Origin of the sequence: Mastigocoleus testarum BC008, from assembly GCF_001456025.1 — a bacterium.
In the GTDB taxonomy this organism is placed as follows: Bacteria; Cyanobacteriota; Cyanobacteriia; order Cyanobacteriales; family Nostocaceae; genus Mastigocoleus; species Mastigocoleus testarum.
Window position 1 is genome coordinate 127,046 of sequence record NZ_LMTZ01000092.1, and the last position, 14,957, is coordinate 142,002.

9 protein-coding genes are annotated in these 14,957 nt (G+C 36.9%); 5 read left to right on the forward strand and 4 right to left on the reverse strand.

Annotation, left to right across the window (positions count from 1 at the left end):
* Positions 1-560 precede the first annotated feature (560 nt).
* The gene (locus BC008_RS18670; RefSeq protein WP_153009606.1) at positions 561-860 is read left to right on the forward strand and encodes a hypothetical protein; all 300 of its coding nucleotides are present in this window, start codon (positions 561-563) and stop codon (positions 858-860) included.
* A gap of 118 nt (positions 861-978) precedes the next feature.
* Here the strand turns inward: BC008_RS18670 and priA are convergent, their stop codons facing one another.
* Complete coding sequence (gene priA, locus BC008_RS18675) at positions 979-3,663, reverse strand: primosomal protein N' (protein WP_027844251.1); 2,685 nt, start codon at positions 3,661-3,663, stop codon at positions 979-981.
* Between the two features lie 830 nt (positions 3,664-4,493).
* Here priA and BC008_RS18680 point away from each other — a divergent pair.
* The 4 genes from BC008_RS18680 to BC008_RS18695 all read left to right on the forward strand — a co-directional run bounded on the left by BC008_RS18680 (position 4,494) and on the right by BC008_RS18695 (position 8,128).
* A complete protein-coding gene (locus BC008_RS18680) occupies positions 4,494-5,660 on the forward strand; it encodes an RpoD/SigA family RNA polymerase sigma factor (protein ID WP_027844250.1) in 1,167 nt (388 codons plus the stop codon).
* Between the two features lie 326 nt (positions 5,661-5,986).
* The gene (locus BC008_RS18685) at positions 5,987-6,496 is read left to right on the forward strand and encodes a GNAT family N-acetyltransferase (protein WP_027844249.1); all 510 of its coding nucleotides are present in this window, start codon (positions 5,987-5,989) and stop codon (positions 6,494-6,496) included.
* Positions 6,497-6,705: 209 nt separating this feature from the next.
* Entirely contained in the window at positions 6,706-7,041 is a 336-nt protein-coding gene (gene petJ, locus BC008_RS18690) for a cytochrome c6 PetJ (RefSeq protein WP_027844248.1), read from the forward strand.
* A 142-nt stretch (positions 7,042-7,183) separates the two neighbouring features.
* Entirely contained in the window at positions 7,184-8,128 is a 945-nt protein-coding gene (locus BC008_RS18695; protein WP_036266176.1) for a tetratricopeptide repeat protein, read from the forward strand.
* 173 nt (positions 8,129-8,301) lie between these two features.
* On the opposite strand, the gene BC008_RS18700 is transcribed toward BC008_RS18695, so the two are convergent.
* The 3 genes from BC008_RS18700 to BC008_RS18710 all read right to left on the reverse strand — a co-directional run bounded on the left by BC008_RS18700 (position 8,302) and on the right by BC008_RS18710 (position 14,856).
* On the reverse strand, positions 8,302-9,537 hold the full coding sequence (locus BC008_RS18700; RefSeq protein ID WP_027844246.1) for a PEP-CTERM sorting domain-containing protein: 1,236 nt from the start codon (positions 9,535-9,537) through the stop codon (positions 8,302-8,304).
* A gap of 861 nt (positions 9,538-10,398) precedes the next feature.
* Positions 10,399-10,977, reverse strand: coding sequence for a PEP-CTERM sorting domain-containing protein (locus tag BC008_RS18705; RefSeq protein ID WP_027844245.1), 579 nt, complete (start codon positions 10,975-10,977; stop codon positions 10,399-10,401).
* 195 nt (positions 10,978-11,172) lie between these two features.
* Positions 11,173-14,856 (reverse strand): tandem-95 repeat protein, encoded by a 3,684-nt coding sequence (locus BC008_RS18710; protein WP_058183757.1) that lies wholly within the window; start codon positions 14,854-14,856, stop codon positions 11,173-11,175.
* Positions 14,857-14,957: the final 101 nt, after the last annotated feature.

Here is a 14,957-nt window from a genome sequence, read left to right on the forward strand (position 1 = left end):
TCGTGCTTAGATTTGCGTAGGTAACGGATAAAGTTCGTTGCTATTTAGGGTGCATCTTCTGAAAGGGAATTAAGTGAAGCGGTAAAGAGTCAACAGATATTTTTGTTGACTCGATTTTTTCTTTACTATTAAGTACTGTTACTGTAATTTATAACTATCAAAAAAAATAATCCTTAAGATAATATATGTAATTATTAGTGTAGAGTTATATCCCCTTAAAGGATACTGGTAATTATCGTTATATTTTTAAAAATAATGAACGACCCCGGCGGCGTATAGACGTTTCTAATTTCCCCAATCGTTGTACTTTAAAGCTTTTGATACGTATTACCGTGGATGCAATTTGATACTAATTGAATCTTAAGCTATTGATTAATTGATGTAATTTATTTGATAACTCTTATTTATTTATGGGGAAAGCGAACTATTAGGTTTGTATATACTATGGTTGATGGAGTGAATATAATTTCGATTTAAGTATTTGAAAAATTTTAAATCTATCTGTGAACCGCCAAGAAAGCTTGATAGGCTACAAACAAACCCAAAGTGAGGAGAAATTAATGGACGCACCAACACAAGCAGAAGGCTATTCCAAGCCCAGCAGACCTAGTAGACCCAGTAGACCTACTAAAAGAGAGCCCAGGAAGCCAAAATTCCAGCCCATGAAATTTGTGGACTGTAACACCGATAAACCGCGAATTTTCACCCAATGCTACAAATGTGACGTACCACTTTTAATTCAAACTCACCACGATGGTAGCGAACCAATAGAACACAGGGTACAATGCCCCAGTTGTAACCACACAGCATTTATTGCTATGACTCCTAAAGTTGACCAAGTAATAGTACTACAGGGTTGAGATATAGCTTGCTGTACCTCACTTGCTAGATGCAGAGGTACAGGTATTAAATATGACTTATTTTCAACCTAAAAACATCTGTAGGGGCGTAGCATGCTATGTCCCCACTGTTAACAGGCTACATCATGTTCAAAGGATCGACATCAATTGTTAAACTTACTATCTGGGGACACAGTTGACGAATTTCTTCCCAGTTAGGTAACTGAGGTAAAGCATCAGGAGCAAATTTAATTAAAATCTGCCAGCGAAAACGATTTGCAACCCGTAAAACATTTGCTGGTGCTGGACCTAATACATCAAATCCACTTCCAGATTTTAAAACTGCAGCGATCGCTTGGGCGGTTTTTTGTACTTGAATCTCTTCAGGACTACTCAAGCGCAATAAAATTAAGCGTCCGTAGGGTGGATAATTAAGTACTTGACGTTGCTCTAATTCAGTATTGGTAAAAGATTGATAATCATGGTTTTGTACGGCTTCAATTACCTGGTGGTCCGGATTATAGGTTTGAATAATTACTTGACCGGGATCTTCACCCCTACCCGCACGTCCTGCAACTTGAGTTAAAGTTTGAAATGCCCGTTCGCTAGCTCGATAGTCAGATAAGTGTAACAGACCATCGGCAGCCACAACACCCACCAAGGTAACTTGCGGTAAATCTAAACCTTTAGTTAACATTTGAGTCCCGATCAACAATTCTGCTTCGCCGTTAGCAAACTTACTCAAAAGCTGGCGATGTGCCCCTTTTCTCCTGGTAGTATCGCTATCGAAACGAATAAACCGTAGTTCAGGAAATTGTCTAGATAATTCCTGTGCAACTTTTTGGGTTCCGCTACCAAAAAATTTTAAGTAGGGAGAACCGCATTCAGGACAATTAGGAGGATGAGCACAGCCATAATTACAGTAATGACAGCGTAATAGTTTTTGTGCACCTGGTTCGGTATGGTGATAAGACAAGGACACATCGCAGTTAGGACAATCTAAAACATATCCACAACTACGACAAGAAACAAATGTGCTGTGTCCCCGACGATGAATGAATAAAATTCCCTGTTGGCGTTTTTCTTGTAAATTTAGTAACGCAGCCTTGAGAGGTTTACTAAAGATAGATCTGTTTCCCTGTTGCAGTTCCAAACGCATATCCACTATTTTGATTGGCGGTAGGGGACGGGAATAAACGCGTTTGGGCAAACTTAGGTAATGAGTCTTATTATTGCCTTGCTTCCAATCTCCTTGCTCCCCAATTGCACTAATCAAACTTTCCAAGGAAGGAGTTGCAGAACCTAAAACTAAAGGAAAACCCTCCAATTCTGCACGCCATTGAGCAACAACGCGAGCATGGTAAGTCGGAGCGGGACTATCTTGTTTAAATGACGAATCATGTTCTTCATCTAAAATTATTAAACCCAAATTAGGTAAAGGTGCAAACACTGCACTCCGGGTTCCAATTACTACACTAGGCTCACCAGTTAACATCTGTCGCCAAGTGTCATAACGCTCACCTTCAGATAAAGCGCTGTGATAAACAAAAACTTTATTTCCAAAACGAGCGCGAAAGCGATCGGTTAGTTGGGGAGTAAGTCCAATTTCTGGAACCAAAACCAAAGCCGATTTACCTTCTACTAACAAAGGTGCGATCGCCTGTAAATAGACTTCTGTTTTTCCCGAACCTGTCACCCCATGCAAAAGTACTTTTGCATAACCATTCAGTTCTTGAATGGTTGCTAATGCTGTTGATTGTGCAGGCGTCAGAGATTTTACTTGTTCTCCGGTTAAATCTTCTCCTGTTTGAGGAGAATGCTCTGTTCTTAGTCTTTCTCGCTCTTCAATTAGAATACAGCCCTTCTGGGCTAATTTTTTCAGGGTAGAGGTACTGGTGTGACAAGCCTGCAATAGTTCAGTTTGCCATAACTCACCCCCACGTCGGCGCAAAACAGCCAAAATTTCTTGCTGACGGGAAGTCAACTCATTTTCTGACAGATCGTTAATCAGTATTACCGCTTTTTGTAACTTTGGGCGAGCCAGTCGCGGTGGTTCCAGATAACTTTCGACTAAGCCACGTCTAATCAACTCCTTCACTCCACGAGATGCTCCCCTTACCTGACGTTGTAAATACACAAAACTGTAATCTCCTGCAGTTTGTGCTTGTAAAAGTTGCAAAATTTTCTGTGCTGGTAGGGATAAAAATGGAAGAATATCAGATAATAACAACTCTTGTTCGTTGGAGTTAGAACTATCTAAATGAGAATTTTCCGTTTTCTGTTCCCAGCTAACTTGTTTTGGATTGATTCTTTCTAAATTAACCCGTTTTTGGTTTATTGTTTCTGGATTTATTATTTCTAGATTAACTTGTTCCAGATCAACTTTTTTTTGTTTTCTAATTAACCTAATTCTTCGTTGCGATCGCCCCAGCAAACCAGGGGGTAAAGAAACACGAATGACCTGAATTAAAGGAGTATAGTAGTATGCTGCAACTCGGTTTAAAAGCTGCCAATAAAATTTTGGAAAAAAACCAACGCTGACAATATCTTCAATATTCCGAATTTTTTCTTTTGGTAAATCTATATTCGGCATAAAAAGCAAGCGAACGGCGATACCTCCAACTATTTGCGTTCCAAATGGGACGCTAAGAATATCTCCTGCTTTTACCTGCAAATGTGACGGCAATCTATAAGTAAATATTCCCATTGCCCCAGGACAGTCAACTAATACTTCAACCCATTCATTCTTTCCTCGATCTATTTTGTAATCTTCACTATTTTGGGCAACAACCTTTGAGGACAAAGTAGTATCTTGAATATACATAGTTTCTGAATTATATGAATAGATATTTTTCTGATATTTATTTGTCAAAATCAATATTTTTCATTAAACTGTAGCTGTTTACTTTATCTCTCAAAATTTGTATTTACCAATACTTTCATGAGACATAATACTTGATAAATTTCATTTTATGTAATCCATAGAACAAATAGGGAATCAAGATAAATTGGTATCGTTGTGAAAGAGTTACTAGATAACAAAAAGATTGGATAATAACTCGCTAATTTTATATCGTTTATACTCCTGTTGATAGATATTCAGCCTCAAAAGGATATGCGATGATTTCACCTGTATTAGTTTAGAGAAAATACTCTGCTAAACATTCAAAATTTTTATTAGAGCAAAACAGCACAAACCATTACGCAATCAAGTTGTTTACCCCTGACATGGTGAATAATTTCATGAATATCAACAAATAAGCATAAAAATCAACATATTTCCTGATTGTTGAGAAACTTGAGCGAATTTATTCATATTTATTAGTTGGCAAAAGAAATATAAGGAGGTTTAACATATTCAACTATCTCCATTTATTGAATAAGAATTTGCAATAAATATTGTAGTTGTCTAAATAATCAAAACTTCAAACTCAGTCAAAGTTCTTGTATCTTTATGTAACAAATGATTTGAATAACTCCTTGGTAGCTCAAACTCATAAAGCAAAGAAATAAAGCGGGATAATAGACATAAAATCATATCCCAAAGAATGATAAATTAATAGCATCTGCTGTTTTTGCTATCAACAAAGGCGCATGTGTCTTTTAGGGAAAAAATAACCGATGTAGAGAACCATTAGCGGCTGTAATTAAATTATGTATCAGATAAAGCAACGATCCCTAAAGGAAAATAGCAATTCTGAATTAGAAAGCGTAGAAATCATGAAAAATGCTGCTGAGAGTCAAGAAAAGGTTTTCAATAATTTAGAGACAGTAGCAGAAGAAGATTTTGTCATTACTGAAAATCTTGAAGCAGAAGTACGTAATGCAGATGAAATGGGAGCGGCACGTGCTTCTGGATATAATAAGACCGATAATGATGATGCTGTCGGAGCTTTTTTTAAAGAAATGGCGCGTTATCCCCTACTTAAAGCTGATGAAGAAGTAGAGTTAGCGCGAAGGGTTCAATTTTTAGAAGAATTTAGAAATGCACAAGCTTCATTGCAAGAAGAATTAGGTAATCAACCTAGTAGAGAAAAAGTTGCTGCTCGGTTAGAAATGAGTGGGAAACAACTAGAAAATCGCCTATATCAAGGTCGAGTAGCTAAACGTAAAATGATTCGTTCAAATTTGCGTTTGGTTGTATCTATTGCGAAAAGATATTTAAACCGAGGAGTACCATTTCTCGATTTAATTCAAGAAGGAGCAATGGGATTAAATCGCGCAACAGAGAAGTTTGACCCAGATAAAGGTTATAAGTTTTCTACCTATGCTTATTGGTGGATTAGACAAGCAATTACCCGAGCGATCGCTAATGATGCTCGTACTATTCGTTTACCAATTCATATTGTTGAAAAACTCAATAAACTTAAAAAAGCTCAACGAGAACTCAAGCAACAATTAGGTCGCAATCCCACGGAGGTGGAGATGGCAGAATGTTTAGATATTCCTGCTCCACAACTGCGACAATTACAACAATTAAGACGTCAAGCACTTTCTTTAAACCATCGTGTTGGTAAAGAAGAAGATACGGAACTGATGGATTTATTGGAAGACGAAGATAACCAATCTCCAGAAGCAAAAATGAATGAAGGAATGATGCGTCAGGAGATTTGGGAGGTATTGAGTGACGTACTAACACCAAGAGAGAAAGATGTTATTTCTTTACGCTATGGTTTAACAACTAGCGAACCTTGCACCCTGGAGGAAGTAGGAAACATCTTTAATTTATCCCGGGAAAGAGTACGTCAGATTCAAAGTAAAGCCATGCGCAAATTACGTCGTCCCCACATTGCTAAACGCCTAAAGGGTTGGCTGATATAGCGCTACGCGCAAGTCATTAGCATGGCGTTTCCGTAGGACATAACAGAACGCGCCGATTGCGACCAAAAGCTTACAAGTTATAACTTTTGGAATTTACAAATGTCCTAAACTTATTACGTACTGCGATATGATGCAGTTCTAGTTTGAAGATATTTCATTGGAATATATTTAGCTTGAAGCTAGAAGATATTTATCCTGGAAGATGGAAGATATTTTTTAGCTATAAGCTGGAATTTCTGAAATGTATTCAGCTTGAAGGTGGTTGACTGTAGAGCAAAATTTATGAACTAATAGCCAATAGCTCTATCTTAACGAATAATTAACAAATGGCTCTGCAGAGTAAATTTAGCTTGCGATTAGCTCAAGCAGAAGATTGTGATGCGCTATTTAATTTGATAAAGGCGTTAGCTGAATATGAAAAACTACCTAATGCTGTTAGTGGCAATGTAAATCTTCTTAGACAGCATCTGTTTGCAGAACCTCAGTATATTGAGGCAATAGTAGCAGAAAGTCTCAGCGATATTGTAGGGTTTGCCTTATTTTTTCACAATTATTCAACATTTCTGACTAAGCCAGGAATTTACCTAGAAGACTTGTTTGTTTTACCTGATTACCGACGTCAGGGGATTGGTAAAGCACTTCTTATTAAGCTAGCGCAAATAGCCTTAAAACGGGACTGTGGGCGTTTAGAATGGAGCGTTTTAGATTGGAATGAACCTGCCCAAAAATTTTATCGTGCCATGGGAGCATCAATTCTCGATGATTGGCGAATCTGTAGAGTTACCGGAGAAAAACTAACTAAATTAGCTGACAATCATTTATCAGTTAATAGTTAGCAATTGACAATTAACAGTCAATATTTACTTTTATCGGCATCATTCATTAAGTTCTGAGTTCATAAAAATTAACAAAAAACGGGGCATTAAGGACAAAAATTAACAAAACGATAAGTATGACGAATTGTCATTTGACGACTGCTGTTTCGTTTTTGAGAATTGAAAGGGACATTTAACCGAGTCATCCTTTTAGGCAGAGGAAACACTGAATGAAAAAAGTTCTTTCTATTTTGATCGCGGGTATAGCGATTTTAAGTTTTGCATTTTGTCCTCCAGCTTTGGCGGGTGATGCTGCAAGTGGAGCAAAAATTTTCGCAGCTAACTGCAACGCTTGTCATATGGGCGGTAATAATGTAGTTAACGGTGCTAAAACATTAAAATCGGATGCCTTGGAGAAATATGGTATGAACTCTATTGAAAAAATCACATACCAAGTAAACAACGGTAAAAATGCAATGCCAGCATTTAAAGGTCGCTTGACCCCTCAACAAATCGAAGATGTAGCGACCTACGTCTTGGATAAATCAGCTAAAGGCTGGAGCTAAGACTAAATAATCGTTATTTCCTAAAATTGTAGAGTGGGCAAGTAACCTGCTCTACAATTTATTTTAGTGTAAAACCGTAGTGTAAAAAAATACATTAGAATAAGTATTCTAGTTAATATTCCAGTCTCAACAACTTAAACATATGCTTAATCGCTGCTACGGCTTGATTTTAGATTTGTTGATTTTAAGTGTGTTGGTTGTTTGCTTGTGTTTGGGTATTTTTCTCAGCTTTCCAAACTCTTCATTAGCGGTCTCAGATGAGAGAACGAAAGCAGATAATTTATTTGGGTTAGGTATCGAGTATATACAAAGAGGTGATTATCGGGGAGCAATCGATAATTTTCTTAAGGTTACTAAGTTAAAGGAAGATTTTGCACCAGCTTATAGCAATCTTTGTCTTGCTAACCTTCAAATAGAAAATTATCCAACTGCAATTCAAGACTGTACTAAAGCTATAACCTTAAATCCTAAAAATACAGAGGCTTTGCTAAATCGCGGGTTAGCTCACTACCGAGAAGGAGATTTTGAAGCTGCGATCGCAGACGATAACAGGGCTATCAAAATTAAACCCTATGATTTTCGTGCTTACTATAATCGAGCTCTAGCAACTTCTGCTTTAGGCTATTATCAGATAGCAATTATTGATTATAACCGTGCTTTAAGTCAAGTTCCTCAGACCCTGAGTTCATCAATTGCAGAGATTTATAATGACCGAGGTTTAATGAATTTAGAGTTACAAAATACTCCTGCAGCATTGATTGATTTTTCTCTCGCAATTCGCCACAACGCAAATCACTACAAAGCTTATTTTAATAGGGGCTGTGTTTGTTCTAATAATGGCTATTTTCACAAAGCCATACAAGACTTTACAAATGTAATCGAACTACAGCCAAATGATGCAAATGCTTATGTTAATAGAGGTGTAGCTTACTATCATCTTGGCGAGCAACAAGCAGCGATCAAGAACTTGCAAATAGGTGCTGCATACTTTGCTAAACAAGGACAAGAGTTAGCTTTTGAACAAACTTTAGATTTAATCGATAATTTCGAGGAAGTATCTGAAGATGAATTTGCATATATTGCTTAGAGAATGTTTTTGATGCTCTCTACTCGAATCAATCAAAAAGGATAAATTCGATATTGCGCGTTCATTAAAAAAAGCGGTAGCGATTTATTGTTTCGCTACCGCTCATAGAAGTTTCGACCTCTGATATGCCTTTTTTAGGTTCAATACTTTTTGATTTGGAAAATCTCTAAAATTTAGTGTAGAGATTTAGAATTTTTTAGACTTGTAGATTTCTTGAGATTTGAAGTTAAACTTGATTGACCAGTTAGACCGAATGCACACACTACTAGCAAACCAAAGATTGTAGTTGGTTCGGGGACTGACTGAATTGGATTTTTTGAATATTTCACATCAACATTAATGTCTACTCGACCAAAACCAGGAGCAACAAGACTTAAAGAGTCGTCTTTATCATTTATCCCATCTGCTAACAAAGTAACGTTGAAAGTACGACTTTCACCTGCTGGAACATTAGGAAATATACGTGGTTGAGTGTTTGCAACATAACCAAAGTCATCACCAACGACATCGAGAGTAATATCTTTGAAAACATCGCTTAAGCCTAAATTAATTGCATTAATCAAGTTACTGCTGTCAGGACTTAATTCTACTACTGAACCAAACCCAAAATTATTTACTAGATTTTCATAATCGGAGCGTACATTTTTCGTGACTGCAAAAATAGGAATTATATTTGCATCTTCTAATTTTTGCTTAACTTGCTCAATTGCAGGATAATCTTCTCCGGTTCCTGGTTTATTTCCATCAAGAATAGCATCACCGTTGTTTGCAGGTACTGAAGGATGATCCCCTGCTTTATGAAACTGTGCATCAGTTGAGAGAACAACAACTTTAAATGCGTCTTCGCGGAAGCCAATTTCATTTTCACCGCGTACAGCAGCCTGCAACAACGCTTCTAGCTGTGACTCAGGAAAGTCACTCCCTCCTTTTGCAAAGAGATTATTAACAGTTGTTTGTAATTTTGTTACATCGCTAGTTAAACCAAGATCTGTTTTGTAGACAAAACTACTTGAACTTCCAAATGGACTGATAGGTTTGTCAATAAAAGAACCGACTCCAAATTGTGCATCTGAAACTGTACCTTTAACGGAATCAACTAGACTAGGTACTAAGTTTTGGATATTTTTTAAATCATCGACAAATGAACCAGAAACATCTTCTAGTAAAAATAAATCAAGCTTTATTGGCTTCGTGGGTATTTTTACTTGTATGTCTACAGAAAGAGGGTCATTTGCATCGAGATAAACATTATATGTATCTGGACTTACGGATGCATTTTTGGGGGCTGGAGTAATACTTTTGATTTTACTTTCAGCAAGAGCTTGTGACGGATTTAATATTCCAGTAAAGCTTACAGATAGTACTGTACCTAATAAGATTTTTGAAAAGTTTTTAATTAAACTATGCATATTAAAATCCAATAAATTAATTTATTATTTGTGGTCTTTTAAAATGTTTTTTTAATCTATTTCTATCTCGAAGGAGAAAGATTTACCCAACTCTGTAGAGTATCTAATTTTTTTATTTAGCTTATTTTATTTAGCTTGAAACAAAAATTGTATAAGGATACTTTGAGCTACATTATTGGGTAAAACCTAATATCGATTCTCAAGAACTTATAGAGAGCTTTGATTCAGTATTTTCTCTACTCGTAATAATCACGATAAGCGCGTTTTTTTTGAGGTGCCAGGATTTCTACGGACATTTACACAAACATTAAATTATAATTTTTAAACTAAATTTAGCTAATGTCTTTTACCATAATGATTTCACTACCAATTATTAATTTTTTTAGATATAAAATTTATAAAGTACGCGTTTGAATTCAAGTTATTTTTACGTAGGTGGAGTGACAAGCTTAAAATGGTGGTTCAGAAATATTCAGCTAGTTATTTAACAACGAGTTGGGTAAATAATAGATAGATTAGTTCTGGTAAGAATGGATATATGATTTGTGAAAAGATAAATCAATAAGAGACGTAGCATTGCTACGTCTCTACAAAGATATATTTTTTATGAAATGATTTACGATTGTGATATTACTAGGACTTATACACTCGTTACTAGTTTAGTTTTTAATGTTTTGAGATCAACCGCACAAGAAGGTGAATGCTATTTCCTTGCGTAAAAGCTGAGCCGTGCCTTAAGGTAAATGCTAACCTTGTTTGTGTTGCAATGACTGTAATTGCGTTATCCGTGCGTAAGTCTTGATTACATTGAATTTGCATAATTCCTAAATCAAAAACAGCATAGCAAATTTAGTCGCACTGTTATTTATTTGTTATTCTCACATTTTCCTTTTTAGATAAAGCAGCAACTCCCAGCGCAACTGCAGCACCCAAAATTGTCACGGGTTCGGGTACAGGTTGAGGTACATTATCTTGTTGTGCAAAGGTCACTGAACCAGCCCCACCATTTGCATTCGTGGGCGCATAGGTAAAGTATGATTCAGAAATATCAGTAAAGCCAGGAACAAAGGAAAAATTTAATTGAACGCTACCAGCAGTTGCATTATTAACATTAAAGCTTAATCCTGCTAGGTCATTACCAATAAAAGCGACTTCTGGTCCACCATAAACATCATTGGCTTTAGTAAAAGTACTACCGAGAAAATCAAATTCAAGGTTAGCAACAGGGATGTATTCTTGAAAGAAAAAATCGCCAGTTCCGCTCACCAATGATTCATCATAACTAAAAGAACCCTGAAATCTTTCCCCAGATAAAGCACCAGAATCGATTTCGCCTTCAAAGTTAAAATTAACAGCTTCAGCAGGACGTGCATCAACAATAGCAAGGCTAAGAACTAAGCTAGCAGTTGCAAGGGCAAATTTTTGTAAAGTATTTTTCACGATCTTTTCCTTAAACTTTGAATGTGTATAATTTTTGAGTTTTAAAAAATTTTGAGCTTGAAAATTTTTAAATTTGGAAATGTTGAATCTAAAAATCTTTTAATCTAAAGATTATTGATTTGAAGATTGTTGATTTGAAAAATAGCAGTCTTAAATGTGGAGCGATGGGGAAACCATCGCCTCAATTTCAGTTAATTAACCAAATATCAAACTATCAGGATTTTCATTGAGTTCTGCTACGGAAACATCCTGTAAAAATAGATATGGTCTGAAAGCTGCAGAACCATCTATTCCGTCTGCATCTATTTGTAAGGAAGTTCCTCTAGTTCCATAGGAAACGAGTTGGACATAACCATCATCAATTGCATTGGAACCGTTGAAACCGACACTCTGGAGAACACCTTTAAGATCAAGGACATCATTAAGCGCGTCAAAGTCAGCGATCGCATCACCTGCATCTACAATACTGGTGTAAACGATTTGGTCTTGACCTCCTCCGGTGGTAATTCTGTCTGCACCTTGGAAGCCAGTAATGATGTCATTACCATCTGTTCCCAATAAGGAGTCTCTACCTGCAGTACCATTAATGATATTGTCATCGTTGCTGGGATTTACGGTAATATCTACAGTGGCGTTGGTCGTATCAGTGCCATCACTGACAGTATATTCAAAACTAGCTAACCCACTGAAGTTGGGTTCTGGGGTAAATAAAACATTACCATCTGTATCCAGTTCTACACTACCATTGGTAGAATTGTCCACCTCGGTAATTGTTAAGGAGTCGCCATCAACATCACTGTCATTTTCTAATAACTGGCTGGAGAGGATGGTCAGAGGTTGATCTTGATTGGTTTCGGCTGTGTCATCTGTGGCTACAGGTAAGTCATTAACAGGATTGACCGTAATATCTACAGTGGCGTTGGTTGTATCAGTGCCATCACTGACAGTGTAGGTAAAACTATCATTACCGTTGAAGTTGACGTTGGGAGTATAAGTTATTGTATCATCAGTGGGGTCGGTTGGGGTGCCGTTATCGTTGATAGTTGCGCTACCGTTGCTCGGTGTTTCGGCGATGCTTGGGGTGAGGGGATTGCCGTCTGCATCGGTGTCATTGGCTAGTACGTCTATTTCTACTGCTGTATCTTCGTTGGTGGTAGCTAAGTCATTTACGGCTTGGGGTGAGGTATTGATAGATTCACTATTTACATTAACCGTAGCGGTACCAATAGTTGTAAAGTTAGCTAAATCAGTTGCAGTAATAGTAGCGGTTCTTGACCCAGCAGTTCCGGTGATATTTGTAAAAGTAGCTTGATATTGGTCAGCACTTACTTGAGTTGCTGTAACTGTTTCTCCGGAATCATCAACATCTCCATCACCATTAATATCAAAGGATATACCTACGGACTGAATATCAATATTATCAGTTGCTGTTACATCAATATCTATAAAATTACCAATTCTGATGTTAGCAGGTGCGGAAATTGTGGTGATTACAGGAACTTGGTTGTCTAAAGCATCAGGACCGAATATTTGTTCAATATCATCTATGGTTAATTCTTCTTCTGTTGAGTTCGCAGTAGTACCAGCTAAACTAAATATTCCATAACTATTGCCTAAAGTAGTGAAATAATCAGCAAAACCTAACTTTATATTTCTCCAGTCATCAAAAGGAGAACCATCGGAATAATCTCTGATTAGAGTTGGGGTAGTGGTAAAAGTATCTGGGTAAAGTTGATATAAATAATTCATGACACTTTTATAGCTACTTTTTTCCGCAGCGATAGTAGTATCTCCTTCTAGAAAAATAGGAGGAGTTGTCTTATTATCTTTGCCTCCATGACGTAAACCTAATGTATGACCAAGTTCGTGAATTAAGGTTTGTCCTTGTAAAAAACCAGCAGGTATCGCAATACTTTCAGGAAAAGAACCTATAAAATCTGTGACGTTACGTAAACCTTGTAAAGACACAATTAAATCGTTACCAGGGATCGAGCGAAAATCTCCACTATCTGGATCTATTTCTTGTAATTCAGCTATACCACTAGATCCATTTAAATCAGAATAGTCAGCAAATACGGCATAACGAAAAGCTAATTCCCTTGCTCTTTTGGTAGTTGTTCCAAAAAAGTTATCTTTGATATTCTCAAAAGAACGAGAAACTGCGAAACCGTCACCATTTTTATCTTCGGCTCCAGAAGCTGGAAAGTTTTCATCAAAGTAAACTAAGTCAATATGGTTTCTAGTACCCGCTTCTCTAATAAGATCACCACCTTCTAAAGATCCCGAACCCATATTTCGACTTAAACCAGTTCCTGCATCAATGTGAACTGTAATGTCTTGGTCTTTAAATACATCTACGACAAAATCTAGAGCTTGTGCTTGAGGTGAAAAGTCTCGACTAGTAGCTGCATCTGGAGCTAACCAGTCAATTTCCAAGAATAAATCTTTTTTATTCTTATCAGCCCCCATTGCTTTGAGGTCTAAATCTATTATCCCATCACGGTCAATATCAATTCCTTTTTCTTCCCAATGGTCGAGTAAACCATCCCCATCTGTATCAAGATGCTCTGCTTTGATAATCATCTCTCCATCATCTGTGTTAGCAAAAAACGCTATTTGATGACTATCAGGAGAAGAATTTGTGATTCCAACATTAGCTATGGGATCATAAACGGAAATGTCGTTAACAGTAGCACCATTAATTACATCATCTACTTGAACAACAGGAATAGCACTTGTCTGATTAAAATCAAATCCTTCACTTCCATCAAGTTTAGAATCAACCGTAACTTTAACTGTCCAAAGTGCTTTTTGATCTGAAAATAATAAGGATTTAGCTGTTATTGGATTGTTACGACTAGCTTGATTGGGTGTGCCGATAAAACTAACTACAAAAGTATCATCAAGAATACCAGTTCTGCCACTTTCAACATGAGAAACACCAATCCTACTATTGATGTCAAAAGATTCAAATTGAATAACAGGAATATCTCTAGTTTGAGTATTTAAATCTCCATATCCCAGTTGCAAGGGATTGCGAGAACTGTTCTCTCCTGCTATTGTAATTAGTTCGCGTCTAGAACCAGTATCTATACTCGCAAAGATTCCCGAACCATTACCGCGATCGCCAGCAAAGACTACAATCTGACCATCATCGCTAATTCCAGGACTTCGACCTATCTCACTATACTGACTAGAACCAGCGATTCCTTCAGCGTCATTAAAATCGTTATCATATAAAATAATTGGAGAATTATCTTCATTCCCTAATTTAACAATAACATTGCCATTATCAGCAATCATTGGTCTTAAAGTTACCGGATTTACTGGGAGCGATAACGTATTGAAATCATCGGTGGGGGGTTTCGGTGCAGTAACTAGTAAATCATCACCCAGACCGAAAGAAGCTCCTACAATGGGGTCAAAACTAAATTCTTCATCAAAAACAGGGAAAACGCTTTCACCAGAATTATTAACACTGGTAAGCGGTAATATTGAGAAATAATCAAAAGGATAGTTAAATCCAGATTGAGAGCCACCACCAGTAGCTATTGTTTCAAAAGTATTGATACTGTTACTCTCAAAAAGTCTTATTGCTGATATACCATTGCTTTGGGTCCAAGCAGCAACTACTTGACCAGCATTATTAATTTGTATCGCTGTCCCAAATCTGCGGCTAGAAAGAACTGAAGCGGGAGCAATATCGGTTAATGAGGAACCATCTCCTACAAAAACAGCATTTCCTCCAAAAACACTATCATCCAAGTCACCTGTGAAAGCAACTACACCTTCATCATTTATTGAAGTTCTATTACCTAAATCTTCTATACCTTCATCTCCTGTCTTGGCAATAATTTGGTATTGGTAAAAATTGCTCATTAAAATCTTATCTCCAAAACTTATACTATTTATAGCAACCGCCAGGTTAGCTAGGACGCTAAAGTCAAGACATGCTCCATGGCTTCTCGCAGTGTTCCAAA